The sequence below is a fragment of the Acinetobacter sp. FDAARGOS_724 genome (assembly GCF_013364475.1).
In the GTDB taxonomy this organism is placed as follows: Bacteria; Pseudomonadota; Gammaproteobacteria; order Pseudomonadales; family Moraxellaceae; genus Acinetobacter; species Acinetobacter variabilis.
Genome location: NZ_CP054908.1, coordinates 1,612,272 through 1,639,095 on the forward strand (window position 1 = coordinate 1,612,272; position 26,824 = coordinate 1,639,095).

Consider the following 26,824-nt stretch of genomic DNA (forward strand, 5'->3'; position numbering starts at 1 on the left):
TTCATAGATATGAAAAAGCCGCTCTCGAGCGGCTTTTTTTAGTCTTCAATCTTTAAAATTTTTAAGGTATTTTCAGCATAATAGAATTTTTCTAGATAGGCACGGGCACGTTCACGCAAATAGCCCTGATGAATCATCTGCTGAATTATCGGTGTTAGCAATTCATTCAGCTCATATTGAATCAACGATTCATCAATATTCAGATCTCGTAATAACTGATCAAATGTATGTTCCTGATTGCGTACATACCAGGTATAAATCCCGTCATGCAGTTCCTGCTGTATATATTCCGTCTGGCGCATATGATCCCAGATTTCGTGCCCCAAACTTACCGTCTGGTTCAGATCCTGGGTTTCAATATAGTTCTTGAGCACGGACAGCGGCATGTCTTTGATCTTATGCCAAAGATTGGCCTGAAAATGATAAAGCTTGTCATCATCAAAGTGCTGGTTCAGCACATGCTCACTCATTTGGCTAAGTTTTAAAATATTTTTTTGCAAATAACGGGCAACTGTATTGTCCAGACTGGAATCTGTAACATTTTCCAGAACAGATTTTCCCATTTTCATGAAGCGGGAAACGCCCGGAACACTCTTGGCAATCACAGAATTATCCAGATAATCCTGAATCGAATGCTGGATCAGTTGCGTAATCATGGCTGAAAAAGCAGGATTATTCACCACCGCTTTGATCAGGCGCTGACGATGACCACTTTTACTGGCCACATATTGTGCAATTTTATCAATGGTCAGTACCGGAATGACATCTGCAATTTTGGTCGTATCATTGGCTGGATGAACCAGTGCGAACCGGATATGTTCGGCAATCTGCTCAATCAGAAAAGAACTGGCAGCAGTATCAAGAATCTGCTTTTGTAGTAGCTGATTGATCAGTTCACAGCTCCACAGATCTTTAAGCGTCTGCTTGCGCAACCAGATATAAAACTCGTGAAACTCGCTTTGAATGGTTTCAGATTGAGAAAATACCTGATCAAGAAAATCAAGTTGAGCATCAATCAACTGCTCAATCATCGGATGTTTCTGCATAACTTCTCTGAAACTTAATTAAAAGGAATGAGTTTATCAGCTAGTGGATTTTTTAGGGTCTGTGTCTTGGCCAGGAAAGGCAAATAATGTTGGGCGACCTGTTTTTCTGCTTCCAGAATCGGCATATGACCAACATTATTTAAAATCACCGGAGTTTCAGCACGTTTTAATAAAGAATATAACTCTTTCACCACTTCGACATTAATAATCCGGTCCTGTTTTCCCCATAGAATCAAGGTAGGCGCTTCCACTGTACGGGTCAGACGGGCAAAGGTATCAGGCGTATACAACCGGTTAAGCATTACCACCTGATCAATCGATTTGCTGGTTTGTTCGGAACGGGCAATCAACAGTTTTTCCTGCGCATGTCTTAACTGGTAAGGCATCGCTGGCGGATTCTGCATTAGCTGTTTGGAGACATCTTCCAGATCACCAGGTTTACTGACAATCAGGTCTTTGAGTGCATGCGGGTCTTTGGTATAAGGCGTATTTCCCATTTTATAGATGCCGGCACTATTCACTAGAAACAGGCTTTGGGTATCGAAAGGGTATTGTGACGCATAGACTGTCGCAATTGAGCCGCCTAGAGAATGACCGGCGACATGCAGATTTTTTTCAATCTTCAGGGTTTCGACAAAGGTACGTAATTGCGAAGTGACATTGGGTACAGACAAATCAAAATCTGCTGGAACCCGGGTATCGCCATTGCTCGGCAAATCTGGAATGATGACATGATAATAGGGTGTCAAAAACTGGGCGACGCGGTTCCAGTTGTCGCGTGTGCCTGCCAGACCATGAATCAGGATAATCGAGGGTTTGTTTTTTGCACCACCTTCGCTATAACTCCAGGTCACATCACCGACTTTCAAGGTTTTGGATTGTAGACCCGCCTGAATGCGTTGCTGGCTCAGATAAAGCTGTAAAACTTCGGCAGACTTGGCTTTCGGCGGCGTAAGCAGATATTGGCTATGGCTCAGGCTAGATAGGCTAAGACCTAGAGCGACTAAAGTGGAATAGATAATTTTTGAGCGCAATTTTATTATTTTCTTCATTAGCACTGTCCCCTGAAAAAAACTGAGCAAAAACGCTCAAAATACTTCCGTGTTATCGATTTGCAATTTATAGATGAATCAAATCGTAATCTTTCACTTATTTTAAAGCATTCCTTAATATTGTACATCTGTTAATTATTAGCTGAAGCAGAAAAACTGTCCAAAAAACGTGATGAACTTCACAGAAAAATTCCCAGAACAAGAAATAATCAAAGCGCTAAAAATTTTACAGCTAATTTTTTTTGCAAGTGACATTCAAAAAATCTAGCAGTAAGATATTCCCACTAAAAACATCGATGGTAAAAAAGAATGCTCACAGCTCAGGAAGCTATAGATCGTCTTAAAAAGGGTAACCAGCGCTTTGTCAATGGTGAAACGCAGCATTTAAAATTATTATCGCATCAGCAACGTGCTGAAATGGCAGAAAGTCAGGAACCATTTGCTATTGTTTTAGGATGTTCAGATTCACGTGTACCCGCAGAAATGGTCTTTGACCAAGGGTTAGGTGATCTGTTTGTCATTCGGGTAGCAGGTAATATTGTTGCACCGTCTCAAGTCGGCAGTGTCGAATTCGCAGCAGAAAGTTTTGGCTGTCCGATTGTAATTGTCTTGGGTCATACACATTGTGGCGCTATTCATTCAACAATTGAAGCATTAACCAATCCAGCAACGCCGCCATCTGCAAATCTGATGTCGATTGTGAACCGTGTACGTCCATCAGTTGAAATTCTAATGCAGACTGAACTGAAAGATGACCTGAATAAACTGTCTAAACATGCAGTCCGTTCCAATGTATTTGCTTCAGTAAATCAATTACGTCATGGTTCTGCAGTTCTGGAAAGCCTGATTGCTAAAGGTAAGTTACAGGTGGTTGGTGCAGAATATTCACTTGAAACCGGTGAAGTAACTTTCTTTGACTTCTAAGAAAATTTTAAGATTTGATCCAGTTAAAGGCGCCTTAGAGGGCGCCTTTAATATAAGGATAAGCATTATTTAATAAAATAGTTTGGGCTTTGGCATTGGGATGAATCTGATCCTGTTGCATTAGGCCTTTATTGCCAGCGACACCTTGCATAAAGAAGGGTAGTAATTTGACCTTATACTGCTGACTGACCACCTTATAGTTATTTTCAAAAGCCTTGCTATATGCCTGACCATAATTTGGTGGCATTTTCATTCCAAAAACAATGACATTCGCCTTGGCTTTCTGGCTCTGCTGTACCAGAGCTGCTAAATTTTTTTGAATCATTTGGGGTGGCTGCCCACGCAGGCCATCATTCCCGCCAAGCTCAATCACCACAACATCTGGACGGTGAGTCTGCAATAGTTTTGGTAATCTCGCCAGGGCACCACTGGTGGTTTCACCGCTCACACTTGCATTGACCACTTTATGCTGTTTCGGATAGTGTTGGTCCAAACGTTTTTGTAATAAATGTACCCAACCTTGCTGTGGTTGCATGCCATAACCAGCACTTATACTGTCACCCACAATCATAATGGTCTTTGCCGACAGACTAAAAGGAATCAGGCACAGTCCAAAGAATACCAGGCAAGGCAATACACGATTTTTCTGATTTAGATCTTTCATATAGGACACGTATGATTCAAAGCAGCAACGATTCGACCATCATGCCACAAGCGATTATTTCTGCCCAGAAATTGACACAAAAGATACAACTTTCACAAAAACAACTGACTATTTTTGAAGATCTTTCGCTGGAAATTTTGACTGGAGAACAGGTCGCCATTACCGGACGTTCCGGTTCAGGAAAGTCGACTTTACTGGGCATTTTGGCCACTTTGGATCAGGCCAGTGCCGGGCAGTTAACGGTCTGTGGGGAGCTGGTATCAGACTTGAATGAAGAACAGCGCGCTTTAGTCCGGCTAAAAAATATTGGCTTTGTGTTTCAGTCTTTCCAACTTTTGCCTCATCTTACGGCACTTGAAAATGTCATGCTGCCTTTACGTTTACAGCCATATTTTAAATATGGTGAAGCTGAGCAGAAGGCGCTAGCATTGCTACAAAAAGTCGGATTAGACCGTCAAGCTCAGCAAACACCGAAAGTGCTCTCGGGTGGAGAACAGCAACGGGTGGCCATTGCCCGCGCACTGGTCAGTGAGCCCAAAATCATTTTTGCTGATGAACCGACAGGTAATCTGGACGGGGAAACTGCTCAAGAAATCGAACAGCTGCTCTTTCAGTTAAATCGTGAATTAGGCACCACGCTGGTTCTGGTTACTCATGATCCTGATCTGGCCCGACAATGCCAGCGTCATTTTGAACTGGTCAATGGTCAGCTGATTGAACATGCGAGTGGAGGCTGATATGCAGCATCTGTTTCGTCCTTTACTCAGACAAAGTTTTAATACGACAGGAATTTATCTGCTAATCATCGCGCTGACCTTAGCGATTAGTGCCACAACGGCACTAAAGTTCAGTAATGAACAGATTCAGAACGCCGTTGCTTTACAGGCAGCTGAAATGCTGGCGGGAGATTTGGTACTTTCTGATAATGAGCCGCTAGCTCAGGAATGGCGTGATCAGGCCAGGCAGCTCGATTTACAGCAGTCTGAAGTCACATTTTTCAGTACGATGGCTTATACCAATGATCAGTTTGTCATGGTCAATGTTAAGGCTATTGATCAGACTTTTCCTTTACGAGGAGGGCTACAGGTTCAACCTGCAGCAGACAAAATCCAAGCGGGGGAAATCTGGCTGAGTTCACGGGCCATGGATCTACTCAAGGTCAAACTGGGTGATGAACTGAATATTGCCGATGCCAAATTTAAGGTTACTGCAAAAATCGAGCGGGATTCGAATCAGGAGCTCGGCTTTTCTGGCTTTTCGCCGACTGTAATTATTGCTCAGTCAGAAGTGGCGCGCACCAATGCGATTCAGGTCGGTAGCCGGATTGATTACCGTTTATTAATGGCGGGTAATCCAGCCGATACCCGGCAATATGAAGCCTGGTTCAAGCAGAAGATAAAATCTGAAAATGGAACTTCAGATGAAGCAGATGCTGGGGTTGAGGGGCAAGAACTGGAACAGCAGGGCAGCCTACGCTTACGTAATGCCAGCGAAGGCAATACCCGTTTAATGAAGCCGATTGCCAATCTGGATACTTTTCTGCAACTGGCCAATATTCTTACCATTTTGTTATGCGGGATTGCCATTGCTTTAACTGCGCAGCGTTATGTGCAGCAGAATCAGGATCATATTGCCCTGATGCGCTGTATTGGCGCGACCAAAAATCAGATTCTGGCCGCTTATCTGGCTTTGCTAGGTTTAGTGCTTTTAATCGCCATGCTGATTGGTAGCGTAATAGGTGTAGCATTGGGTTATGGCTTATTGCAACTTATGCTACAGCTGATTCCAAACTTGCAGCTTGAGTTTTCTGCTACGGCGATGCTGCTGGGACCATTGCCAATTGCCATGCTGACCAGTGCTGTGGTGTTATTGGGCTTTGTCATGCCAAGTCTGTTTCAGCTCTTGAATACCCCTCCGATTCGGGTCATTCGTCAGCAGGAAAAATCCGTCCATTCGATGTTGTGGATGTTACTGACCGGAACCTTAAGTCTGATTATTTTCAGTGTGATTTTAACGGAAAATATTCTGCTGACAGCTTGGGTGATCGGGGCCATTATCCTGCTCTGTGCCGTACTGTATTTCACGGTCTGGAGTATCTTAAAACTGCTGCGTAATCTGAAATCCAACCTGTCTGCGTATGTGCGGACACCGTATCAGACCGCTTTACAAATTACTGCTTTAGCCCTTGGACTCAGCTTGATCAGTGTGCTGGCTGTGCTACGTACCGACCTGCTTGATCGCTGGCAGCAACAGTTGCCGGAAGGGACACCCAACCAGTTTGTCTATGGTCTGCCGCCTTTTGACATGCCTGACTTAAAAGCTCAGTTAGAACAGAATGGCTGGAAAAGTACACCCTTGTATCCCAATATTCGCGGGCGTCTGGTGGCGAAAAATGATCATCCTTTTGCTGCTGAACTGGTCAAGCAGAGTAATACCTTAAGACGTGAACTGAATCTGACTCAATCGGACCGCTATCCTCAGGATAATGTCATTGTGCAGGGGGAGGCAGGATTGAAACAGCCGGGTGAAGTTTCGGTCGAAGCCAATACTGCACAAGAGCTGGGCATCAAACTGGGGGATAAGCTCAGTTTTAGCTTGCCTGAAGGCATACTCGAAGCCAAAGTGGTGAATCTCAGAACGGTAGAGTGGGAAAGTTTTAGTCCAAACTTCTTCTTTATCTTTGCACCAAATACCATGGATGCTAATGCTGGCAGTTATCTGGGCAGCTTCTATGTACCGGAAACAGATAAAGATAAACTGGTGAATCTGGTTCAGCGGTTTTCCAATACGGTATTTATTGATGTCAGCCTGATTCTGGAAGAAATCAAACGGATTGTGAATGTACTGGTGCAGATCATTACCATTCTGGCTGTGCTGGTCAGCGTATCCGGTTTTCTAGTACTGATGGCCTGTCTAAACCTGCTCATGGATGAACGTAAACGTGAAGTGGCTTTGCTCCGGTCTTTTGGTAGTTCCAAACAGAAGCTGAAAACCATGATGAGTCTGGAAATCGGTTTTATCGGACTATTCGCAGGTATTGTTTCATGTCTGTTTGCAGAAGTGATCAGCGCCATTGCCAGCTATAAGATGGATCTGATCATCGAGCCCCATTGGGAAATCTGGATTATCCTGCCTGTGTTTATGACAGTTTTGTGTACCCTGATCGGGCGTTATCGTCTGAGTTATCTTTCCGAGATTCCGCCCTTGCAAAGCCTGCGTGAGATGAATCAATAAGATTTATCTTGCGGGCTGATCCGCCAACTGCTGTTGTAGCATTTGTAAAATTTCCTGCCAGAGTGGGCGGATCGGTTCAAGCAGGGCCAGATTATATTGATACAGCACGACAAAGGCAGCGACGCCGAGCAGTAAGGCAACCAGACTGACCAAACGGCCACGCTGCATTTTCTGACCGAGATACCAGAGCGCTGTTAGTCCGGCCCCCATGATCATGCCGCCAATATGTGCGGCATTGTTAATTCCGCTAATCATAAAGCCCATCACCAAGTTAAGGCCTATGATCATTACCAGTGTCTTTTTATCCAGAATAAAAGGCTGACGGGGCAACATCGGCAGTAAAGACAGAACAGTCAGTGAGGCACCGAGACCCATGACTGCACCCGAAGCACCCGCACTAACACCCGGCAATAAGCCAGGATTGGCTACACCGCCTTCGATTAAGGCATAGCTGTCCTGGATGCTCATATAACCACTGAGTAAACTGCCCATCAGGCCGGCACAAATATAAAGACCTGTAAAATAGACCCGGCCAAAAATTTGTTCAGCGACACTACCAAAAATATACAGTGCCCACATATTTAACATCAGGTGAATTAAGCCAAAATGAAAAAACATGCTACTAAACAGGCGTATGGGTTCCGCTAAATACGTTAAAGGTGCATAATCTGCTCCCCAGCGAATGGCATCTGGAGAACTGGGCTGTGTGATATCCATACCATTCAGAACCTGCCAGCCAAACAGGCCGACATTGATGCAGATCAAGAGTGCGGTCATCCACCAGAGCTGCATTTCAAGTTTGCGATGTGTTGTTGGGGGAGAATTTTCAGGCATGCTATTTTTTTGCTGTGATTGTATATTTCGAATAAGCTTAACACGAAAAATTGAATTTTCAGGAGTAACGCGCTGACATGAAAGCCTTTCTGACCCGCACCTTTCTCGTGATTGTCAGTGTGATTCTACTTGTTCAACTGTGGATTTTTGCAAGTTTAGCCTGGTGGCGAACCAATCCGGTGAATACCACCATGATGATGCGGATTGATTATTGGACTGAGCCCTCCAAGCCCATTCAACATCAGTGGCGCCCTTATGATGAAATCAGTACCAATCTGAAACGGGCGGTAGTGACAGCAGAAGATGGAAAATTCATGCACCATCATGGCTTTGACTGGGATGGTATTCAGACTGCGCTCAGCCGTAACAAGAATGAAGGCCGTGTCGTAGCCGGTGGGTCAACCATTTCCCAGCAGCTGGCTAAAAATCTGTTCCTCGTCAACAAGCGTTCATTCCTGCGTAAAGGTCAGGAAGCTGTTGCGACCTGGATGATGGAACGCATGTGGTCTAAAGAGCGTATTCTGGAAGTGTATCTTAACTCGATTGAGTTTGGAGACAATATCTACGGGGCAGAAGCTGCAGCCAAACATTATTTCGGTAAGACTGCAGAGAGCCTGACGCGTGATCAGGCCATCTTCCTGGCAGCGATTCTCACCAATCCAAAATATTTTGAAGATCATCGTAATGCATCAGCCCTAAAAGCACGTAAACGTATGATTCAGCGTTATATGCGCTATGCTGAAATCCCTTAAATAAAAATATCAAGATAAAGCCCAAATATTTGGGCTTTTTTTATGAAAATGTCATTAATTTGAAGCATACTAAAAGCAATAAGTAAGACTTGAAAATAGCGTAGGTTTGATATGAATACGGCAGCCAGTACGACTTCGGCACCAACCGAATATACTTATAATGATCGTTACATTAATCGTGAACTGTCTATTCTGGATTTCCATTTGCGAGTGCTGGAACAGGCGGTCGATCCTCTGCATCCTTTGCTGGAACGCATGAACTTTCTTTTGATTTTTTCACGTAATCTGGATGAGTTTTTTGAAATTCGTGTGGCTGGCGTCATGGAACAACTGGATTTGGGCAATGAAAGTCGCAGTCCGGATGGTTTGACGCCAAAACAAGTATTAGAACAGATTGCCGAAACTGCGCATGCCGCCATTGAACGTCAGTACCGTATTTTAAATGAAGAGATTTTGCCGAAACTGCGTGAGGAAGATATCTGTTTTCTGCGTCGTGGAGAGCTAACACCGGCACAATCGACCTGGGTGAAAAAATATTTTCAGGAGCAGGTTGCGCCAGTTTTAACGCCCATTAGCCTTGATCCGGCACATCCATTCCCACGATTGGTCAACAAATCTTTAAACTTTATTGTGACGCTAGAAGGGAAAGATGCCTTTGGCCGTCAGATTGATCTTGCGGTTGTTCCTGCGCCACGTTCATTGCCGCGTGTGGTGCGTTTACCGGATGAACTGACTGATGGTAAAGAACATCATGTGATGTTATCCGCCATCATTCATGAACATGTGTCTGACCTGTTCCCGGGCATGACCGCGACGGGATGTTACCAATTCCGTGTTACCCGGAATGCCGATCTGGCCTTAAATGAAGATGTTGAAGACCTGGCCAAAGCCTTAAAAGGCGAGCTAAGTTCGCGCCGTTTTGGTCGTGCAGTCCGTCTGGAAGTGACTGAAAATTGTCCGCAGCATATTTATGAATATTTGCTGGAAGAATTTGATCTGGATGAAGACCAGCTCTATAAAGTGGCAGGACCGGTTAATCTGGCGCGATTACTGTCTAACTTCAAACGTCCACATTTACGTTATGATTCACATACGCCAATTCTGCCTAAAGTACTAAAAAAATCTGAAAATGTTTTCAGTGCAATGCAGAAGCAGGATATTTTGCTACATCATCCATTTGAATCTTTTGCTCCAGTGATTACGCTGTTACGTGAAGCGGCACGAGACCCTCAGGTACTGGCGATCAAGCAGACACTGTACCGCAGTGGTCCAGATTCCGAGATCGTGCAGGTGCTAGCAGAAGCGGCCCGTAACGGTAAGGAAGTGACTGCAGTCATCGAGCTACGTGCACGTTTTGATGAAGAATCCAATATTGCAGTTGCCAACGTACTGCAAGAGGCGGGGGCTGTCGTGGTCTATGGCATTGTTGGCTATAAAACCCATGCTAAAATGATTCTGGTGGTACGCCGAGAAAATAACAAGCTGGTGCGTTATGTGCATTTAGGAACCGGAAATTATCATGCGGGCAATGCACGGATTTATACCGATTATGGCTTGTTAACCACAGACAAGGATCTGTGTGAAGATGTGCATCGTATCTTCCAGGAATTGACGGGAATGGGGAAAATGGCCAAGCTGAAAAAGCTGCTCCATGCTCCATTTACCTTGCATGCCCAGCTCATCAACTATATTGATAATGAAATTGCCAATGCCAAAGCGGGCAAGAAAGCTCAGATTATCGTGAAGGTGAATGCTTTAACTGAGCTGCAACTAATCAATAAACTTTATGAGGCTTCACAAGCGGGCGTACAGATTGACCTAATTATCCGCTCGATCTGTTGTCTGCGTCCAGGCTTGCCGGGACTTTCAGAGAATATCCGGGTACGTTCAATCGTCGGCCGTTTCCTTGAACATACACGCGTGTTTTATTTTAGCAATAATGGCAATTCCCGCATTTATTGTTCAAGCGCAGATTGGATGGATCGCAACCTGTTTAATCGCGTAGAAGCCTGTTTCCCAATTGAAGATGAAACATTGAAGAAACGCATTTACCAGCAAGGTTTATTAAATTACCTGAAAGACAATCAGCAGGCCTGGTTGTTACAAGGAGATGGAACCTGGGTGCGTGCCCAAGTTGCAGAAGGTGAACAACCGCATAATGCACAGCGTACCTTGCTGGAAACCTTTAAATAACTCTATGCAAACTAAAAAGGCTGATAATTCAGCCTTTTTTATATTTTGTTAATTTTGAGAATGGATAAATGGATTCGCGAGTTTTTGATAGATTTTACGAATAGCAGCATAAATCTGGTAATCATGCAGACTTAATCTGTTTTGAATTTCGGCCAAAGTCAGGTCTTGGCTGAAATACTTTAAAATCTGTAATTCAGTCTGATTTAAAAAATGTATTTTTGTTTCCTGACTCACTAAATAACGGGCTAATTCAGGATGTAAATCGGAACCACCTCGTAGGATAATTTTCAGGCTCGCTACTATTTTTGAAACAGGATGCGATGCAATCAGATATCGATCCACGCCAGATGACAAGAATAAATTGATCATTTCAAGTGAATCATCAGCTAAAACTGCAATCAGATGAGGAATCTGGATCCGGGTTTGAACCGTATACAGATGATTGAGTTGGGCTTGCTCATGAATTTCATATAGCACTAGATTGGGGAGATACTGTTCAATATGGGATTGAGTAGACAGATGATCGGTATAGGACAGCATATCCGGTTGATAACCGAGCTGTAGCAATGCAAGATCAAGATTGGAAGAGAGCGGTGGTGGATAAGGTTGCACCAATAATACGGGTGCGGGCAAAAATGAGGTCAAAGAAATCTTATCCTGAGAGTAATTAATATACAGATGTATTTTGGCTTAAATTATTCTAACTGCCAATCCCAAGAAATAGGAATTTAATTTTTATATATTATAAATAGTTAAAGTTTAAAAATTAGTTTTTGGATCATTTTAATTGACTAAATGTATAAAAATTTACTGTATCAGAAGACGCAGGCAAGAAAAAAGGAGCAATCTAAGTGCTCCTTTTTTATTAGGACTTAATTAAGCTGCATCGTGGGCAGTGATTTTTTGCAAAATTTGTAATAACACATCGAATTCGCTTTGTAGCGGTGTGCTCTTACGAGTGACCAACGCCAGAGTACGGCTTGGTGCAGCATTGATTGGATTAATACGCAGATCCGGATTGGCTTTGATCATATTGGTATGCAGTGCAATTTCTGGCAACAGGGTAAAACCAAGATCAGCAGACACCATTTCAATCAACGTTGGTAATGAACTTGCTTTCAGGCGATGATCATTTTTGCGCTCACCAATTGGACAGGCACTCAATGCATGATCACGCAAGCAGTGGCCTTCTTCCAGAAGCATCAGGCGAGACAGGTCCAGATCTTCCAGAGATTTGGCTTGAGCCGCATTCTGGTCAGATTTGTGATGTACCAGATACAGATTCTCTTTGGCAATTTCAGCAACTTTCAGGCTACGGGTATCGAAAGGCAGCGCTAGCACTACCATATCCAGATTACCATGCTCCAGTTTCTCTACAATTTTCTCACTTTGAGCTTCATGTAAATGTAGCTGGATTTTCGGTAGCTGCTGATGCACTTCATCCAGAAATTGCGACAGGATGAAAGGTGCAATGGTTGGAATAACGCCAAGATGCAGATCACCGGTTAATGGTTCACTCATTTCACGACTTAAACGCATTAAGTCCTGAGCATCAGCCAGTAGAACACGGGCACGTGCAACCACTTGTTCACCAAGCGGCGTTAAACGTACATTCTGGCGATCGCGTTCAACAAGAACGCCACCGAGTAAACGCTCCAGCTCCATAATACCGCCAGACAAAGTTGACTGGGTAACAAATGAGCGGCGAGCAGCTTCTGTAAAATGCAGCGTCTCAGACAGTGTTACGAGGTATGACAGCTGTCTTAGGGATGGTAATGCAGCCATAGTGTCCTAATGTTTATGATTTAAAATGATCAGCAAATAATTCGCTAAGATATGGAATAAAATGTGGAGGGATATCATGCCCCATTCCATCAATTAATTCAAATTTAGCCCCTGAAATTGCTTTTGCAACAGCCTTACCATGACTAGGAGGCAGCAATCTGTCACGAGCACCATGAACCACCAGGGTCTCTTGTTGGATTTGCTTGTCCAGTTGCAGCAATGAACCCGTACATAATATTGCTAAAAACTGTTGAAGTACACCCGCTGGATGGTAACTTCGTTTATATAGCTTACGGGCGGTCTGAATCGCTTCAAGATGATTCACATAACCCGGCGAGCCAATAATGTTAAACAGTTTCAAGCTATGATCAACAATGCCATCTTCATCTGTGGAAGCGGGTTTGTCAATTAAACTAAAAAGTTGCTTTGGAAAAGGCGGGGGTAACAGTGGCTGGTTATTACTGGTAAACAGTAAGCCCATTTTTTTAACTTTATCAGGATAACGTGCGGCCAGAATCTGGGCAATCATGCCGCCCATAGAGGCACCGAGCACATAGACCTGACCCAGCCCCATTTTTTCAATCAGAAGATTTACATCATCTGCCATATCATACAGCGTATAAGGCGCGCCCTGATTGCCTAAACCCAGTACAAAACGGCTCATCATTTTTAAGGTGTTTAAGCGAGGTCCTTTATGGTGAATCTTGGAAGATAAACCAATATCCCGGTTGTCAAAACGAACCAGATGATAGCCCTGATCAATGAGGGATTTACAGAAGAAATCGGGCCAGTACAGCATCTGTGCCCCAAGTCCCATAATCAGCAGAATGGTCGGGTGTTCAGGATTTCCTCCGACTTCTACGTGCAATTCGATGCCATTGCCAAGATCGACCTTGGTTTCACGCATGAAAGCGGTATACGGAGAATGATTGAACTGCAGGGCACTATGCATGATATATTTCCTGATTAAAGGACATTTCGCTTAAAAAATGTCCTTTGTATTAAACATCTAAACTGTAGCTGGAATCAAGTCAGGAACCTGCTTGGTCAATGCCAGGCGTTGTTTGGCAGCAGTGGCACCAAGCAGGACAAAACCACGTAAAGTACCGCTGGCATCAAAGGCTTTGGCCAGCATACCGTCATCAAACTCTTCATTTTCCCAAGTTACTTCGACATCAACCGGAGCGGGAAGGACAGTCAATGGCGCAGCTGGTGTTTTGACCGCAACTGGCATCGCTGGATAATGAACTGCAGTATGTTCGCCATTCAATGTTTTAGACAGGGCACGGGCCTGCTGCATGATTGGCATGACATATGGTAAAAGCATTCCGTTTACTTCCGCACAGTCGCCTACTGCATAAATGTCCGGTTGATTGGTTTCTAGTTTTGTATTTGTCAGAATCCCGCGACTGGTATGAATATCGGCTTCTTTTGCGACAGAAATATTCGGCTGTAAGCCCACAGCAGACAGCACCACATCAGCAACTACCGACTGGCCATTGGCAAGTGTGACCAGATAATCACCATTTTCAACTTTAGAGACTTTTTCGACTGTTGTACCCAGTACAAAATGAATGCCCGTCTCTTCAAGATTTTGCTGGAAAGCATCTGCGACATGAGCTGGTAATAAGCGACCTAAAGGCTGGGGTGCCAGATCAATCACGGTGACCTGATGATTAGTATGCTGCAAGTCATTGGCAAATTCACAACCGATCAGGCCTGCGCCTAGAATCACCACACGTTTATCTTCACGGGCTGCCAGATTATGACGGAAAGCTTTATAGTCAGTCAGGTTATTCACCATATGAATATCGTCGCTCGCATCACCAGCAATGGCCAGGCGTACTGGATTGGCACCCACAGCCAGCACCAATTTAGAATAATCCTGTGTGCTTTCCTGACCGTCTTTTTCTAAAGTTAGCTGATGTTGTTCAGGATGAATCACTTTGACCCAAGTGTTTTTTTCGATGCGCATTTTCAGCTGCGCTGACATTTTTTCTGCATCACCCAAAGGGATATGTTCTGGTGCTTTGTTTCCTGCTAAAGCATTAGAAAGCGTAGGTTTTGCATAATTAGTCGCATCATCAGCACAAATCATGACAAGTTCATGGTCTGGGTTGAGTTTGCGAAACTCACGGGCAACAGCATAACCCGCCATGCCCGAACCAATGATGACGATAGGATGCATACGATTCTCCATGCTTTTTTAAATTAGTTTTTTTCAGGTATAAAGGACATAAAAAAGACCATTCAATATGGCCTTTAAAAGAACATGATTAGATTTCAATCATTTCAAAATCGACTTTAGAAACACCACAATCCGGACAAGTCCAGTCATCAGGAATATCTTCCCATTTGGTTCCAGGAACGATTCCGTCCTGAGGCCAACCTTCTGCCTCGTCATAAATCCATCCACAAACGATGCATTGATATTTTTTCATATAACTCTCCAAAACTGACCAACTGTAGCTGTCAGCTTAAAATCCACAAATGGCAAGACCCTAAAGAATATGACTTTTAATAGTAAACATATTTGGCTAAATTTTTACGCAGTTCTATTCATAAAGTAAAGCGAATAAAAGTTTAATCAGTGAAATTAACAGCATAAAGGGCAGTCCCTAGGTATTTCATTACTAGAAATATATTTAAGGTTAGGCAAAGAGTTGTATTTTTAGTTTTATAAAACACGCTTCTGGCTTAGATTTTAAGTTGTAGACCAAAGTCGGGCAGAAAATATGATTAAAATCAGATAACTTAGACTCAGCAAAGTCTTTATTAAATATTTTTTAAAATAAATTTAGTTATGTAAATCAATTTCTTATTATTATTTTCTGCTTTATTATTGCACAGTCGTTGTTGTTACACATTGTTAATTTAGTTTAAAATTCACCTATTCCCTTCCTTGTTTAAAGATCTCCCATGAGCAATTTGTCTACTACTCTGTGGTCTCACATTCGTACTGTCCAGAATTTCCCAAAAACAGGCATTTGTTTCTTCGATTTGACTCCATTATTCATGAATAATCTGGGTCCATTAACTGATGCTTTGATTGCCAGCATTCCTGAAGAAAAGCTAGCTGAAGTAGATAGCTTTGTGGCAGTAGAAGCACGTGGTTTTGTGCTGGCAAGCCTGTTGGCGCAGCGTACGGGCAAAGGCTTATTACTGGTTCGTAAAGCAGGTAAATTGCCGCCTCCAGTGGTAGGTGTAGGTTATAGCCTTGAATATGGTCTGGACCGTCTGGAAATGTCTGCAGAAGTTCAGGGACAAAAAGTGATTATTGTAGATGATGTTCTGGCAACTGGCGGTACATTAAAAGCAGTACATGAGTTGGTTGAAAAATGTCAGCATCAGGTTCTAGGTGCGAGCATCTTCCTTGATCTGCCAGATTTACATGGTGAATTAGGCTTGGACATCTGGTCAGTACTTGATGATAAATCTCAGCCTGAAGCTGCAGTTGCTTAAGTCTGGATGATCAAAAAAGCCCCAACTATTGGGGCTTTTTTATTGCCGGATAAAATGATATTCAATTTCCTGAATCAGGTCGTTAATCTGTTCGGGATATTCCAGACGATGATGACCACCTTCAATGGCATGAATTTGCATATAATCTTCAAGCTGTGCCTGTGCTGCATGCATATCCAGAATTTCATCACCTAATTCCAGATAGCCCATTTGCGGAATATCATGCTGCAAATCACTGTCACAAATCGCAGGATAATCATCGCGGAAATTCGGTTGCAAGCTAGGATTCGCGATCACACAAGGGATCTGATGAGCTTGTGACATTTTTAGCGCCCAATAACCGCCCAGACTGTGTCCGACCAGAATATCCGGTTTAATGGTTTCAACCATTTCGTGGTAGAAATCGGCTACCGACTGGTAACTCAGATTGCGATAATCCACATCTATACAATATTTATGCATTGAATCAATTGCATGAAATTTCGTGGACTGTTTTGACGAATCCAAGCCATGAAAAAACAATATTTTAGACATATTTTTACTCATTTTTATCGGACATGGCAAAGTCGTGGTCAGGGTGTTAAAACACCACCTTCTAATATGGTCATTATTGTAAAACGTCTATTTTGAGGAAGCAGTTAGCTATTGGTCTAAGCTGATACTGGATATAAAGGCATAATTTGTGCAGAAGGTTTGGGATCTTGGACTTTCATCTAATAAAAGTTTGGCAATATTTTTAAAAAACCAATCATAAAATTCGAAACTGAAAATAATGCAAATCATTTGCCTTTAAGAATTTCATATATCCAGAAATTTTTCTCAAGAAAAGCCGCGTGTGGGAAGTCTTTACGCTACGATTTGATGCAGATTTCTGCTATTCTATGCAACTTCTATTTTTTAACTAATCTTATCCGAGGCAGAGATGACGCAAAATAACGCTCAATCGACTTCTGAACAAATCATTTCCGAAAACGATTTAATTGCACAGCGTCATGCCAAGTTAAAGCAGATTCAAGACCACGCAAAAGAAACTGGTGTTAGCCCATGGCCAAACACATTTAAACGTGAACATTATGCGCAAGACTTACAAGACCAGTTTGCTGATAAATCTAAAGAAGAAATTGAAGCTGGCGAACACGTTCATGTAAAAGTAGCAGGTCGTGTGATGTTGAACCGCGGTTCATTCATCGTGATTCAGGATATGACCGGTCGTATTCAGCTTTATGTTCCACGCAAAGAGCTTGAGCCAGAAGTACTTGCAACGATCAAAGGCCTGGATCTTGGCGATATCATTGCAGTTGAAGGTTATATCGGTCGTTCTGGTAAAGGTGACCTGTATGTTCATATCGAACATTTTGAATTACTGACAAAATCATTACGTCCACTTCCAGACAAGTTCCACGGTTTGACTGATACTGAAGTGAAGTATCGTAAACGTTATCTTGATCTGATCGTGAATGAAGAAACCCGTAAAACTTTTGAAGTTCGTGCCAAAGTTGTTGCCGGTATTCGTAGTTTTCTGAATGACAAACGTTTTATGGAAGTTGAAACCCCGATGATGCACGTGATTCCAGGTGGAGCATCTGCGCGTCCATTTGAAACGCATCATAATGCGCTGGATATGCCATTGTTCCTGCGTATTGCACCTGAGCTTTATTTGAAACGTCTGGTTGTGGGTGGTTTCGAGCGCGTATTCGAAATTAACCGTAACTTCCGTAACGAAGGTGTTTCTACTCGTCATAACCCTGAATTCACTATGATTGAATTCTATCAGGCTTATGCAGATTACAAAGACCTGATGGAATTGACTGAACAAATGCTGGAAAAACTGGCAATTGATATTCTAGGTACCACTGATGTGCCTTATGGCGATGAAGTCTTTAGCTTCAAAGGGCCATTCAAGAAAATTTCAATGTTTGATGCCATTCTTGAGCACAATCCACAGTTCACTCCAGAAAATGTCAATGACAGTGAGTTCCTGGCAAAATTTATTCAGGACGAACTGAAAGAACAGGTAAAACCAGGTTTTGGTCTGGGTAAACTGCAAACAATTGTGTTTGAAGAAACGGTAGAAACTCAACTACGTCAGCCTACATTCGTGACTGAATATCCAGCAGAAACTTCACCATTAGCACGCCGTAATGATCAAAACCCGCATATTACAGACCGTTTTGAATTCTTTATCGGTGGTCGTGAACTGGCAAATGGTTTCTCGGAATTAAATGACCCGATTGATCAGGCTGAACGCTTCCAGGCGCAGGTCGCTGAGAAAGATGCGGGTGATGATGAAGCAATGCACTATGATGCTGACTTCATTGAAGCCTTGGAATATGGTCTGCCTCCTACAGCAGGTGAAGGAATCGGTATTGACCGTCTGGTGATGATCTTTGCGAATGCTCCAAGTATCCGTGATGTAATCTTATTCCCGCATATGCGTCATAAACACTAATGACTTATTCGAAAAAAGGCAGTTTTTAAAACTGCCTTTTTTATGTGTTCAGTATTTATTTTAAATAAAATTAAAAACCAGCATTATTTCATTCTATTTTTTACATTTGTGATTTCATTTTTGTATTTCTATCTCATTTCTTGAAGCGATTTTTTATTTTAAAAGTCAATTAAATCTAGGGTTTCATATTATACTGATACAGTTTCGCCATTGAATATTGTTTTTGAAATATCTATGGTTAGGCAAAAATAAACTTGAGAATATTGATCCCATGTTTCTAAAAAAACCATTATTAAGTGCACTTCTTACGACGCTTTCGCTTCCTGTTTTTGCTCAAGGGCTGGTTCTGAATGATGCAAATCTTCGTACTGACTTGAACTGGTTAAACCAGCAAGGGGTGATCCAGATCAGTACCTCGACCTGGCCGCTCAGTGGGGATGAAATTCAACGTGCTCTATCCAATGCACAAGTGAGTAACAAAGTACAACAACGTGTTATTGATTCAGTTCTGGCAAAATTAACAGCAGACAATCAGCAGCTCAAAGTAGGCTTATTTGCGGAAAGTGATCCAAAAGATATTCCTCAAGCCTTTGGCGATCAGCAAAAGGCACAATTTCAGGCAGCTTTAGAGTTTAATGCAGGTGGCGAAAACTGGGATGCCAAGCTCCGAGTTAATGCCGAAAAAGATAGACAAATTGAGAATGATCAGGATGTGAATCTGGAAGGATCTTATCTTGCAGGGAAACTCTGGAATCAATGGCTGATTGCTGGCCAAATTCCGACCTATTGGGGTCCGGGACATGATGGCAGCTTGATTCGTGGCGATGCTAGCCGCCCAGTATATGGATTTATGGCACAACGTGCAGAACAAACCGCTTTTGAAACTAAATGGCTGTCCTGGATTGGGCCGTGGCAATATCAGGCTTTTGCGGGCCAATTGGATGATTATACTGCTGTTCCAGATGCCAAACTTATTGGGCTTCGTGTAACTGCCCAACCTTTATCTTACTTGGAGCTAGGTGCTTCTCGTGCGATTCAGTGGGGTGGGGAAGGACGTCCTGAAAGCTTAAGTTCACTATGGGATGCTTTTGTCGGGAATAAAGATAATGGTGGTACGGATGAACCTGACCCATCGAACCAGATCGCTGGTTTTGATGCACGTCTGAATCTGTTTCCTTTGACACAGGTGCCTATGGGCTTCTATGGGCAATATGTTGGTGAAGATGAAGCAGGTGGTCTCCCTGCGAAGAAAATGTATCTGGCTGGGATAGACTATTCTGCAACTGTAAGAAATATGCCATATCAACTTTATACAGAATGGGCAGATACACGGACTAACGGCAAGGTGCGCGGTATTTCTTATAACCATACCAATTATACTGATGGCTTTTATCAGCATGGTTATCCGCTGGCACATGCTTTAGGTGGTGATGCGCAGATGGTTTCAGTAGGTGGTGATATCCGTGTTGATCCGATGAACCGCTTATCAGGCCGGGTATTGTTTGCTGAAGTCAATCAGTCTGCACGTGCAAGTGCAAATAATGCTGCTTTTGCTTTTGATGATGAAATTAAAGCATTAGATGTCACCTGGTCGCATTATATTCGTCCAGAAATGCCACTTAAAATTAATGCTTGGATAAGTGACTCAGATGTAAATGGTCAAGATGGCGGTGCTTCTATTGGAATTGAAATTCCATTAGAAAAAGGCTTGTTCAAATATTAATATTCAAGAGCCAACAACAAAATCCTGCTCATCTGGCAGGATTTTTTTATATTTTCAAAAATTACAGACAAAAAAAACGCAATGATTGGGGTTGTCATTGCGTAGAAAAAGGAAGTTTCTTTCAAAACTAAATCAAGATTAACTGTGGAGAGAGTTAAATTTGATTGCTTACTGTATGTAAGTATATTAGGACTCATTCTCATGTGACTCATCAGTATTCATGTTAATAGATGTTAAGTAAGGTTAAAACTATGAAGAATCTGTGTGGAAACTTGCCTTATTTTTGCGCATTTTGGACTTAAATAAAAAAAGCCCTTCATATGAAGGGCTTTTTTTTAAATATTGTCTATTTTAGAAATGGAAAACACCTAAGCCTGTTTTTACTTCATCTAAAGTGGTCTGTGTAATATCACGGCATTTATCTGTGCCCGTTTTCAAAATATCCATGATGTAATCCGGGTCTTTAGCCAGTTCCATACGACGTTCACGAATCGGACCGATCAGCTCTTTTAGAATACCTTCCAGACGTTTTTTTACTGTACCATCACCTAAACCACCACGGCGATAATGTGCTTTCAATTCTTCCAGTTCTTCTTTATTGGTGTCGAAAGCATCCAGGTAAGTAAATACCACATTGCCTTCAACCTGGCCTGGATCTTCAATACGCAGGTGATTCGGATCGGTATACATCGCATTGACAGCTTTTTTGATATCTTTATCAGAAGCATCTAGAACAATGGTATTACCTAATGATTTAGACATTTTCGCTTTGCCGTCAAAACCTGGTAAGCGTCCCACATTAGAAAGCAGCGCCTTACATTCAGGCAGTAATTCACGGCCAATCTGACGGTTAAGGCGACGTACAATCTCATTGGTCTGTTCGATCATTGGAATCTGGTCTTCGCCCACCGGAACTACAGTGGCTTTAAAGGCTGTGATATCTGCTGCTTGAGCCACTGGATAGCATAAGAAACCTGCCGGAATATCACGCTCGAAACCACGCATCTGAATTTCAGATTTAATGGTCGGGTTGCGCTCTAGACGTGAAACTGTCACAAAGTTCAGATAGAGCATAGTCAATTCGTTTAAGGCTGGCAGGCAAGACTGAACACAGATTGTAGTTTTGGTTGGATCAATGCCGACAGCCAGATAATCTGTCGCCACTTCAATAATATTGCGACGTACTTTTTCAAAGTTATCTGCATTATCTGTCAGGGCTTGAGCATCAGCGAGTAACAAATGTTGATGGTGAGAATCTTGTAAACCTACGCGAGAGCGTAATGAACCGACAAAATGGCCAAGGTGAAGCTGTCCGGTAGGACGGTCGCCAGTCAAAATTACTGGACGATTATCTTGATTACTCATTATCTATTCCAAAAGTAGTCTGTACTACATCTATATTTTAACGAATGGCCACATTGTACGGCATTCTGTTTTTGAATGTCAGCCAGAAAAAAAGTCGTAGTAAAAAAATCTTATTAATTAAACAAGTGAATACAATATTTTTTAAATATTTTCATTAAAATATGTCTAAAGATGATAAGGATAACAAGAATGGCGAGCAGCTTATTAATATTATTGGATGATATTGCGACTGTTTTAGACGATGTTGCAGTGATGAGCAAGATGGCTGCAAAAAAGACAGCAGGTGTCTTAGGAGATGACTTGGCATTAAATGCCCAGCAAGTCAGTGGTGTACGGGCAGAACGTGAACTTCCTGTAGTGTGGGGAGTAGCGAAAGGTTCTTTTATTAATAAACTGATTCTTGTTCCTTTGGCTTTACTTATTAGTGTGGTTGCGCCCTGGTTAATTAATCCTTTACTGATGATTGGCGGTTTGTTTCTCTGTTATGAAGGCGTAGAAAAAGTTCTGCATAGCTTAAAGCATAAAAAAGCCAAGACTGAAGAAGATGCTGAGGCTGAATTCACTACGATCGAAACCGATTTGGCCACACTTGAAAAAGAGAAAATTAAGGGTGCGATCCGAACTGACTTTATTTTGTCTGCGGAAATTGTAGTGATTTCTTTGGGCACCGTGGCAGCCGCAGCTTTTACCACCAAGGTCATCGTACTGGCAGGGATCGCCATATTAATGACAGTCGGGGTGTACGGCTTCGTTGCCATGATTGTTAAAATTGATGATTTAGGTTTGTACCTGACTAAACAAGTATCTAGCTTCAAGCAAAGTATAGGCCGTGGATTACTGGCTTTTGCCCCTAAGTTGATGAAAACCCTGACGATTGTAGGTACGATTGCGATGTTCTTGGTCGGTGGCGGGATTATCGCCCATACCATTCCATGGTTTCATCATTTCACTGAAGATTCAGTTGAGTATGTAGAGCATATTCCTAACCTAGGAAGTATCGTAGGGGCTGTTACGCCTACATTAATTAATCTGGTGATTGGTTTTGTGGCAGGGTTAATCGTATTTATATTGATTGGCTTTATTCAAAAAATCAGATCGAAACCAAAGCAGGCATAAATTAGGCCCGTTAAAATAAGCTGACTTTAAACTATAAGGAATCTCACTATGCGCTGGAAAGGACGTCGTGTTAGTAGCAATGTAGAAGACCGTCGTGGCGGTGGTGCCAAAGCCGGTGGAATCAGTATTCTCGGGTTGATTATTGCTTTCGTGGCCTGGAAGTTTTTTGGCGTTGATCCACAGCAAGCCTATCAAACCACCAAGCAGGTCACGCAAGGTGTTTCTAGTGCAGAAACACGGGGTCTGGAAAATCCAACGCCAGAGCAGCAAGAAGCAATCGATTTTGTAGGAACTGTGCTTGCCGATACAGAAGATACCTGGTCTCAAATATTTCAGCAGCAGCTGAACCAGCAATATACTGCACCCAAATTGGTTTTATTTAGTGGTGTGGTAAATTCTGGTTGTGGTACAGCGCAATCGGCCATGGGACCTTTCTATTGTCCGGCAGACCAGAAAGTTTATATTGATACAGCATTCTTTAAAGATATGCGTACTCAGATGGGAATCAGCGGGGAACAGAACTCAACCGAGTTATCTCGCAATGATCAGGCAGGTGATTTTGCTCAAGCCTATGTGGTAGCGCATGAGGTAGGTCATCATATCCAGACCATTTTAGGTATTTCTTCACAGGTACAGCAGGCACGTCAACAAGCTACTCAAGCACAGGGCAATCAGCTTTCTGTACGACAAGAACTACAGGCCGATTGTCTGGCTGGGGTATGGGCTTATCATAACCATGAGCGTACGCAGTTCCTGGAGCAGGGTGATGTGCAGGAAGCAATGGATGCGGCACACAAGATCGGTGATGACTATCTGCAGAAAAAGGCACAAGGCCGTGTCGTACCGGACAGCTTTACGCATGGTACCAGTGCACAGCGGGTAAAATGGTTTAATACCGGCCTGAAATCAGGTCAGATGTCTGCTTGCGATACTTTTAATCAAAATATCTAAAATTAAAGATCAAAAAAGGGGAGCAAATGCTCCCCTAATGATTGAATAGTTATTTTTCCAGAAAACGACGGAAGTTTTTCAAAATCTTGATACTGACAAATAAGGCAGCCAAGGCAAATAGCGAAATCGCAAAGAGAATATATTTTAAATTGCTGATGTCATCATTATAAAATTGCTTCAATTCATTTTTGGAATAGCTAAGTTTAGTGATCTGACCAGTTCGACTATCTTGGAACTGAATATTTTCAATATAAAAATAATTTCTCACTTTTACTAAATTAATATTCTGAATCTGCCGGGTATGTGACTGATTGTAGTCATCAGTACATAGGGCAGCATAATGCTCACAGCTGATTTTTGCTACATAACCATTTCCCGCAATCAGGATAAACAGCGCATTGTCTGGACGTTGATTATTGGACACCAGTACATATTGCGCTTTGGTATTGCTTTTTAAAGGAATGCTCACAGCTTGCTGATAATATTGATCTGCTTTCAGGATTTCCTGAATTTTGGCAACACAGGTGAACATCAAGGAAAGTGTGATTGAAAAAATGACAGCAGCGAGACATAGACGGAATATGGTTTTGACAGTTTGATGCATAGGAGAAAATTTCTAAATAGAAAGAAGAGGGATGAGCAATAAAGTGCTTTAAGACTGTATGTTAAATCATCAGTTGTGAATATAGAAAAGAAACTTAACTTAATTCGAAAAAAATGGGACTAAACTTGATCCGCTAAAATATACTGTTTTTTTAAACTTATATTTTAAGTAAATCTTTCAGCTCACGGCTGCAAATTGCCAAATCTTAGGAAACCTAATGGGAAGTTTCTTTTTTTTACAACTGTTGACGGTGGTCTTTGCTCTGTCAATTGCCACTACCATGTTCAACAAACGTGTTCTAAGTTTTCCTCAAGCCATTGGTGTGCCGATTGTTTCCGCTATTTTTGTATTTATCCTGCAATGGTGTGCCAGCCTGTTACAGGGTAATCCATTTTTTAGCATCAATATTGATAATATTGAGAAAGCAGTTCGCCATGTCGATTTTTATGACTTCCTGATTAATGGTGTGATTTGTTTTATTCTGACTTCATCCGCATTGAAGTTTAAGGTTTCAGATTTACGCAATCACTGGCGGCCGATTGGTATTCTGGCCAGTCTGGCATTGGTTTTCTGTGCAGTTTTCTTTGGTATTGCGCTGTACTGTTATCAGTTTCTGATTGGTAACCACGTCGATATATTGGTTCTACTATTACTCGGTGCTGCGCTCGGAGCAACGGATCCCATTGGGATTAAAGGTGTACTCAGTTCGGTACGCGCACCCCATCATTTGATCGTGAAGCTGGAAGGTGAGTCGCTGTTTAATGATGCCATGTGTATTGCATTATTTATGACCTTATTAAATGTACTGCAAGGTGAAAACTTTACCGTACTCGCCGTCCTGCAAACATTGCTTTATGAAATTGTCGTGGCAGTCTTGATCGGAATTGGGTTTGGTTTGGCGATTTTACGTATTCTGCGCGGTAAGCATGAAATGGAATCACTGATATTAACTACTGCACTGTTGGCTTGTGGTTCATATCTGGTTGCTTTACTGGCGCATGCTTCTGCACCAATTGCCTGTGTAATCGGCGGCTTGATCGTCGGTAATAAATGGAAAGAAATTCTGGCTGATGCAGATATCGGTGATGTAAACCATTTCTGGCATACGGTAGAGGGGATTATCAATTCCTTCCTGTTTACCTTGATCGGTCTGGAATTGTTCATTATTGATCTAAGCACCAGTCTGGTTCTAGGTGGGATTGTCGCTTTCATAATTCTGCATTTGGCACGCTTCCTGGCCAACCATCTGTCTTTTGCATTATTCCCTAGAATGCGCAAGAAGAGTTATAACGGCAGTTTAACCATTCTGTCTTGGGGCGGTGTACGTGGCGGGATTTCCTTAGCCCTGATTCTGGCAGTGGCCAATATTCCACAACTGGAAGCATATAGCAGTATTCTGATTGGATATACCTTTATTGTGGTGCTTCTTTCAGGGGTGGTTTGTGGCCTAGGTTTGCCAGCCGTAATGAATGCCTTTTATTACAACCCGAATGAAGAAACCCAAGGTTTTAAAGGCTGGTATCAGCGGATGTGCCACAAAATGAACCGTCGCGGTTTTCAGTATATTGTAGGGGAGGATGCAAATGGAAATGAAACCATCACCATCTTCCAGCCAGAAATGCTGATTGATAAGAAAGATGCAGATGGAGTAGCAACAGTGCATCATCCTGACAAAGTACAGGAAGTGAAGCGTTTAGAGAATCCGGAGAATTTCTAATTGTTAGAAGTTTCTATCAAGATTGAAAGCCTATGACATCAAGTGCAAGCCAGGAAATGGCACAAATGATTCTGAGTGTGGTTAGCCAAATTCCTTATGCAAAGGTAGCGACCTATGGACAGATCGCTAAGCTGGCTGGCTTGCCTAAACATGCACGTCTGGTAGGTAGGGTTTTAAGTCAGCTTGATACAGAAACCGATTTGCCTTGGCATCGTGTCCTGAATGCTCAAGGTAAGATCAGTCTCAATAAACTGGATGAATATGGACATAATATTCAACAGCAAAAATTAGGCGCAGAAGGGATTCTATGTGCTGGAAATCGGGTCAGCTTAAAGCAGTTTCAATGGGATGGATTTGTTTTAAAAGAAAAATCCCCACTTAATTGAAGTGGGGATTTTTTTATTACTTACGGATGACCATTACAGGAACATTGGCCTGTCCCAAGATGCTTTGCGCAACACTTCCCAGGAACAGTTTCTTAAATCCAGTACGGCCATGTGAACCAATTACAATCAGATCAGTATTCAAGGATTCAGCTGCCTTGACAATTTCGCTATAAATCACCTGACCTTCAAGTAACTGAGTCTCTGCCTCAATACCTGCCGCAGCAAATTTTGCTTTTGCTTCGTCAAGTGTTTTTAAAATCGCGGTACGGGCACGTTCAACCAGATCATTGGTTTGAGCTGCTGTAATGTATTCAGCAGCAATATAGGGATCAAGTGCCAGCACCTGAACCACTGTCACTTTACTATTAAATGCTTTGGCAATTTCGACGGCTTTATCGACTGCAGCGTAGGAAGTTTCTGAACCGTCAACGGGTACTAAAATATGTTCAAATGACATTAGAATTCTCCTTATCGGAAATAAGTTTTATAAAAATATGACGCGTTAAAATCGTGTACGAATTGTTGTTTATACTTTGATCATAGCGCGTATTTTATAAAAATAAAACC

The 26,824-nt window shown here is 42.4% G+C and carries 25 protein-coding genes; 12 read left to right on the top strand and 13 right to left on the bottom strand.

The window, feature by feature from the left end:
* Positions 1 to 38: 38 nt before the first annotated feature.
* Both FOC32_RS08885 and FOC32_RS08890 read right to left on the bottom strand, forming a co-directional pair.
* Entirely contained in the window at positions 39 to 1,046 is a 1,008-nt protein-coding gene (locus tag FOC32_RS08885) for a hypothetical protein (protein WP_175967041.1), read from the bottom strand.
* Between the two features lie 14 nt (positions 1,047 to 1,060).
* Positions 1,061 to 2,098, bottom strand: a complete 1,038-nt coding sequence (locus FOC32_RS08890; protein ID WP_175967043.1) for an alpha/beta fold hydrolase — start codon at positions 2,096 to 2,098, stop codon at positions 1,061 to 1,063.
* 309 nt (positions 2,099 to 2,407) lie between these two features.
* On the opposite strand from FOC32_RS08890, the gene FOC32_RS08895 reads away from it, so the two are divergent.
* Complete coding sequence (locus FOC32_RS08895; protein WP_175967045.1) at positions 2,408 to 3,022, top strand: carbonic anhydrase; 615 nt, start codon at positions 2,408 to 2,410, stop codon at positions 3,020 to 3,022.
* Positions 3,023 to 3,056: 34 nt separating this feature from the next.
* On the opposite strand, the gene FOC32_RS08900 is transcribed toward FOC32_RS08895, so the two are convergent.
* Entirely contained in the window at positions 3,057 to 3,686 is a 630-nt protein-coding gene (locus FOC32_RS08900) for an arylesterase (RefSeq protein ID WP_175967046.1), read from the bottom strand.
* An 11-nt stretch (positions 3,687 to 3,697) separates the two neighbouring features.
* Between FOC32_RS08900 and FOC32_RS08905 the strand changes: the two genes are divergently transcribed.
* Positions 3,698 to 4,423, top strand: coding sequence for an ABC transporter ATP-binding protein (locus FOC32_RS08905; RefSeq protein WP_175967048.1), 726 nt, complete (start codon positions 3,698 to 3,700; stop codon positions 4,421 to 4,423).
* A gap of 1 nt (position 4,424) precedes the next feature.
* On the top strand, positions 4,425 to 6,920 hold the full coding sequence (locus tag FOC32_RS08910) for an ABC transporter permease (protein WP_175967050.1): 2,496 nt from the start codon (positions 4,425 to 4,427) through the stop codon (positions 6,918 to 6,920).
* Positions 6,921 to 6,923: 3 nt separating this feature from the next.
* On the opposite strand, the gene FOC32_RS08915 is transcribed toward FOC32_RS08910, so the two are convergent.
* The gene (locus FOC32_RS08915; protein WP_175967052.1) at positions 6,924 to 7,754 is read right to left on the bottom strand and encodes a rhomboid family intramembrane serine protease; all 831 of its coding nucleotides are present in this window, start codon (positions 7,752 to 7,754) and stop codon (positions 6,924 to 6,926) included.
* A gap of 77 nt (positions 7,755 to 7,831) precedes the next feature.
* Between FOC32_RS08915 and mtgA the strand changes: the two genes are divergently transcribed.
* Both mtgA and ppk1 read left to right on the top strand, forming a co-directional pair.
* Positions 7,832 to 8,506: a monofunctional biosynthetic peptidoglycan transglycosylase gene (gene mtgA / locus FOC32_RS08920; protein ID WP_175967054.1), complete on the top strand. Its 675-nt coding sequence runs from the start codon at positions 7,832 to 7,834 to the stop codon at positions 8,504 to 8,506.
* Between the two features lie 111 nt (positions 8,507 to 8,617).
* Positions 8,618 to 10,699 carry a polyphosphate kinase 1 gene (gene ppk1, locus FOC32_RS08925; protein WP_104426462.1) on the top strand — a complete coding sequence of 694 codons (2,082 nt, stop codon included), beginning with the start codon at positions 8,618 to 8,620 and terminating at the stop codon, positions 10,697 to 10,699.
* A 48-nt stretch (positions 10,700 to 10,747) separates the two neighbouring features.
* On the opposite strand, the gene FOC32_RS08930 is transcribed toward ppk1, so the two are convergent.
* The 5 genes from FOC32_RS08930 to rubA form a co-directional block, all read right to left on the bottom strand.
* Entirely contained in the window at positions 10,748 to 11,344 is a 597-nt protein-coding gene (locus FOC32_RS08930) for a response regulator transcription factor (RefSeq protein ID WP_104426461.1), read from the bottom strand.
* Positions 11,345 to 11,575: 231 nt separating this feature from the next.
* Entirely contained in the window at positions 11,576 to 12,484 is a 909-nt protein-coding gene (oxyR, locus tag FOC32_RS08935; protein WP_005234587.1) for a LysR family transcriptional regulator OxyR, read from the bottom strand.
* Positions 12,485 to 12,497: 13 nt separating this feature from the next.
* Positions 12,498 to 13,436 carry an esterase EstB gene (gene estB, locus FOC32_RS08940; protein ID WP_004783015.1) on the bottom strand — a complete coding sequence of 313 codons (939 nt, stop codon included), beginning with the start codon at positions 13,434 to 13,436 and terminating at the stop codon, positions 12,498 to 12,500.
* Between the two features lie 57 nt (positions 13,437 to 13,493).
* Positions 13,494 to 14,672, bottom strand: a complete 1,179-nt coding sequence (gene rubB, locus FOC32_RS08945; protein ID WP_175967056.1) for a rubredoxin reductase RubB — start codon at positions 14,670 to 14,672, stop codon at positions 13,494 to 13,496.
* 88 nt (positions 14,673 to 14,760) lie between these two features.
* Complete coding sequence (rubA, locus tag FOC32_RS08950; RefSeq protein ID WP_004783011.1) at positions 14,761 to 14,925, bottom strand: rubredoxin RubA; 165 nt, start codon at positions 14,923 to 14,925, stop codon at positions 14,761 to 14,763.
* 478 nt (positions 14,926 to 15,403) lie between these two features.
* On the opposite strand from rubA, the gene FOC32_RS08955 reads away from it, so the two are divergent.
* Positions 15,404 to 15,946 (top strand): adenine phosphoribosyltransferase, encoded by a 543-nt coding sequence (locus FOC32_RS08955; RefSeq protein WP_005234592.1) that lies wholly within the window; start codon positions 15,404 to 15,406, stop codon positions 15,944 to 15,946.
* Between the two features lie 39 nt (positions 15,947 to 15,985).
* On the opposite strand, the gene FOC32_RS08960 is transcribed toward FOC32_RS08955, so the two are convergent.
* The gene (locus FOC32_RS08960; protein WP_175967057.1) at positions 15,986 to 16,480 is read right to left on the bottom strand and encodes a YqiA/YcfP family alpha/beta fold hydrolase; all 495 of its coding nucleotides are present in this window, start codon (positions 16,478 to 16,480) and stop codon (positions 15,986 to 15,988) included.
* A 388-nt stretch (positions 16,481 to 16,868) separates the two neighbouring features.
* On the opposite strand from FOC32_RS08960, the gene lysS reads away from it, so the two are divergent.
* Both lysS and FOC32_RS08970 read left to right on the top strand, forming a co-directional pair.
* Complete coding sequence (lysS, locus tag FOC32_RS08965; RefSeq protein WP_175967059.1) at positions 16,869 to 18,395, top strand: lysine--tRNA ligase; 1,527 nt, start codon at positions 16,869 to 16,871, stop codon at positions 18,393 to 18,395.
* Between the two features lie 271 nt (positions 18,396 to 18,666).
* Positions 18,667 to 20,118 carry a capsule assembly Wzi family protein gene (locus FOC32_RS08970; protein ID WP_175967061.1) on the top strand — a complete coding sequence of 484 codons (1,452 nt, stop codon included), beginning with the start codon at positions 18,667 to 18,669 and terminating at the stop codon, positions 20,116 to 20,118.
* A gap of 351 nt (positions 20,119 to 20,469) precedes the next feature.
* Here FOC32_RS08970 and trpS read toward each other — a convergent pair whose 3' ends face one another.
* Entirely contained in the window at positions 20,470 to 21,483 is a 1,014-nt protein-coding gene (trpS, locus tag FOC32_RS08975) for a tryptophan--tRNA ligase (RefSeq protein ID WP_104426456.1), read from the bottom strand.
* Positions 21,484 to 21,672: 189 nt separating this feature from the next.
* Here trpS and FOC32_RS08980 point away from each other — a divergent pair, with 189 nt between their 5' ends.
* Positions 21,673 to 22,599: a DUF808 domain-containing protein gene (locus FOC32_RS08980; RefSeq protein WP_175967063.1), complete on the top strand. Its 927-nt coding sequence runs from the start codon at positions 21,673 to 21,675 to the stop codon at positions 22,597 to 22,599.
* Positions 22,600 to 22,647: 48 nt separating this feature from the next.
* A complete protein-coding gene (locus FOC32_RS08985) occupies positions 22,648 to 23,550 on the top strand; it encodes a neutral zinc metallopeptidase (protein ID WP_175967065.1) in 903 nt (300 codons plus the stop codon).
* Between the two features lie 49 nt (positions 23,551 to 23,599).
* Here the strand turns inward: FOC32_RS08985 and FOC32_RS08990 are convergent, their stop codons facing one another.
* A complete protein-coding gene (locus tag FOC32_RS08990; protein ID WP_175967067.1) occupies positions 23,600 to 24,154 on the bottom strand; it encodes a hypothetical protein in 555 nt (184 codons plus the stop codon).
* Between the two features lie 217 nt (positions 24,155 to 24,371).
* Between FOC32_RS08990 and FOC32_RS08995 the strand changes: the two genes are divergently transcribed.
* Positions 24,372 to 25,871 (top strand): cation:proton antiporter, encoded by a 1,500-nt coding sequence (locus FOC32_RS08995; RefSeq protein ID WP_034170445.1) that lies wholly within the window; start codon positions 24,372 to 24,374, stop codon positions 25,869 to 25,871.
* Between the two features lie 65 nt (positions 25,872 to 25,936).
* Positions 25,937 to 26,257 carry an MGMT family protein gene (locus FOC32_RS09000; RefSeq protein ID WP_175968183.1) on the top strand — a complete coding sequence of 107 codons (321 nt, stop codon included), beginning with the start codon at positions 25,937 to 25,939 and terminating at the stop codon, positions 26,255 to 26,257.
* Between the two features lie 16 nt (positions 26,258 to 26,273).
* Here the strand turns inward: FOC32_RS09000 and FOC32_RS09005 are convergent, their stop codons facing one another.
* Positions 26,274 to 26,714, bottom strand: coding sequence for a universal stress protein (locus FOC32_RS09005; protein ID WP_005234607.1), 441 nt, complete (start codon positions 26,712 to 26,714; stop codon positions 26,274 to 26,276).
* Positions 26,715 to 26,824: the final 110 nt, after the last annotated feature.

Coding starts and splice junctions, on each gene's coding strand:
- FOC32_RS08985 (WP_175967065.1), top strand. CDS start 22,648: ATGCGCTGGAAAGGACGTCGTGTTAGTAGCAATGTAGAAGACCGTCGT.
- lysS (WP_175967059.1), top strand. CDS start 16,869: ATGACGCAAAATAACGCTCAATCGACTTCTGAACAAATCATTTCCGAA.
- oxyR (WP_005234587.1), bottom strand. CDS start 12,484: ATGGCTGCATTACCATCCCTAAGACAGCTGTCATACCTCGTAACACTG.
- FOC32_RS08960 (WP_175967057.1), bottom strand. CDS start 16,480: ATGTCTAAAATATTGTTTTTTCATGGCTTGGATTCGTCAAAACAGTCC.
- FOC32_RS08900 (WP_175967046.1), bottom strand. CDS start 3,686: ATGAAAGATCTAAATCAGAAAAATCGTGTATTGCCTTGCCTGGTATTC.
- FOC32_RS08915 (WP_175967052.1), bottom strand. CDS start 7,754: ATGCCTGAAAATTCTCCCCCAACAACACATCGCAAACTTGAAATGCAG.
- ppk1 (WP_104426462.1), top strand. CDS start 8,618: ATGAATACGGCAGCCAGTACGACTTCGGCACCAACCGAATATACTTAT.
- mtgA (WP_175967054.1), top strand. CDS start 7,832: ATGAAAGCCTTTCTGACCCGCACCTTTCTCGTGATTGTCAGTGTGATT.
- FOC32_RS08970 (WP_175967061.1), top strand. CDS start 18,667: ATGTTTCTAAAAAAACCATTATTAAGTGCACTTCTTACGACGCTTTCG.
- FOC32_RS08910 (WP_175967050.1), top strand. CDS start 4,425: ATGCAGCATCTGTTTCGTCCTTTACTCAGACAAAGTTTTAATACGACA.
- FOC32_RS09000 (WP_175968183.1), top strand. CDS start 25,937: ATGATTCTGAGTGTGGTTAGCCAAATTCCTTATGCAAAGGTAGCGACC.
- FOC32_RS08905 (WP_175967048.1), top strand. CDS start 3,698: ATGATTCAAAGCAGCAACGATTCGACCATCATGCCACAAGCGATTATT.
- FOC32_RS08895 (WP_175967045.1), top strand. CDS start 2,408: ATGCTCACAGCTCAGGAAGCTATAGATCGTCTTAAAAAGGGTAACCAG.
- FOC32_RS08995 (WP_034170445.1), top strand. CDS start 24,372: ATGGGAAGTTTCTTTTTTTTACAACTGTTGACGGTGGTCTTTGCTCTG.
- estB (WP_004783015.1), bottom strand. CDS start 13,436: ATGCATAGTGCCCTGCAGTTCAATCATTCTCCGTATACCGCTTTCATG.
- FOC32_RS08955 (WP_005234592.1), top strand. CDS start 15,404: ATGAGCAATTTGTCTACTACTCTGTGGTCTCACATTCGTACTGTCCAG.
- FOC32_RS08990 (WP_175967067.1), bottom strand. CDS start 24,154: ATGCATCAAACTGTCAAAACCATATTCCGTCTATGTCTCGCTGCTGTC.
- rubB (WP_175967056.1), bottom strand. CDS start 14,672: ATGCATCCTATCGTCATCATTGGTTCGGGCATGGCGGGTTATGCTGTT.
- trpS (WP_104426456.1), bottom strand. CDS start 21,483: ATGAGTAATCAAGATAATCGTCCAGTAATTTTGACTGGCGACCGTCCT.
- FOC32_RS08980 (WP_175967063.1), top strand. CDS start 21,673: ATGGCGAGCAGCTTATTAATATTATTGGATGATATTGCGACTGTTTTA.
- FOC32_RS08885 (WP_175967041.1), bottom strand. CDS start 1,046: ATGCAGAAACATCCGATGATTGAGCAGTTGATTGATGCTCAACTTGAT.
- FOC32_RS09005 (WP_005234607.1), bottom strand. CDS start 26,714: ATGTCATTTGAACATATTTTAGTACCCGTTGACGGTTCAGAAACTTCC.
- rubA (WP_004783011.1), bottom strand. CDS start 14,925: ATGAAAAAATATCAATGCATCGTTTGTGGATGGATTTATGACGAGGCA.
- FOC32_RS08890 (WP_175967043.1), bottom strand. CDS start 2,098: ATGAAGAAAATAATAAAATTGCGCTCAAAAATTATCTATTCCACTTTA.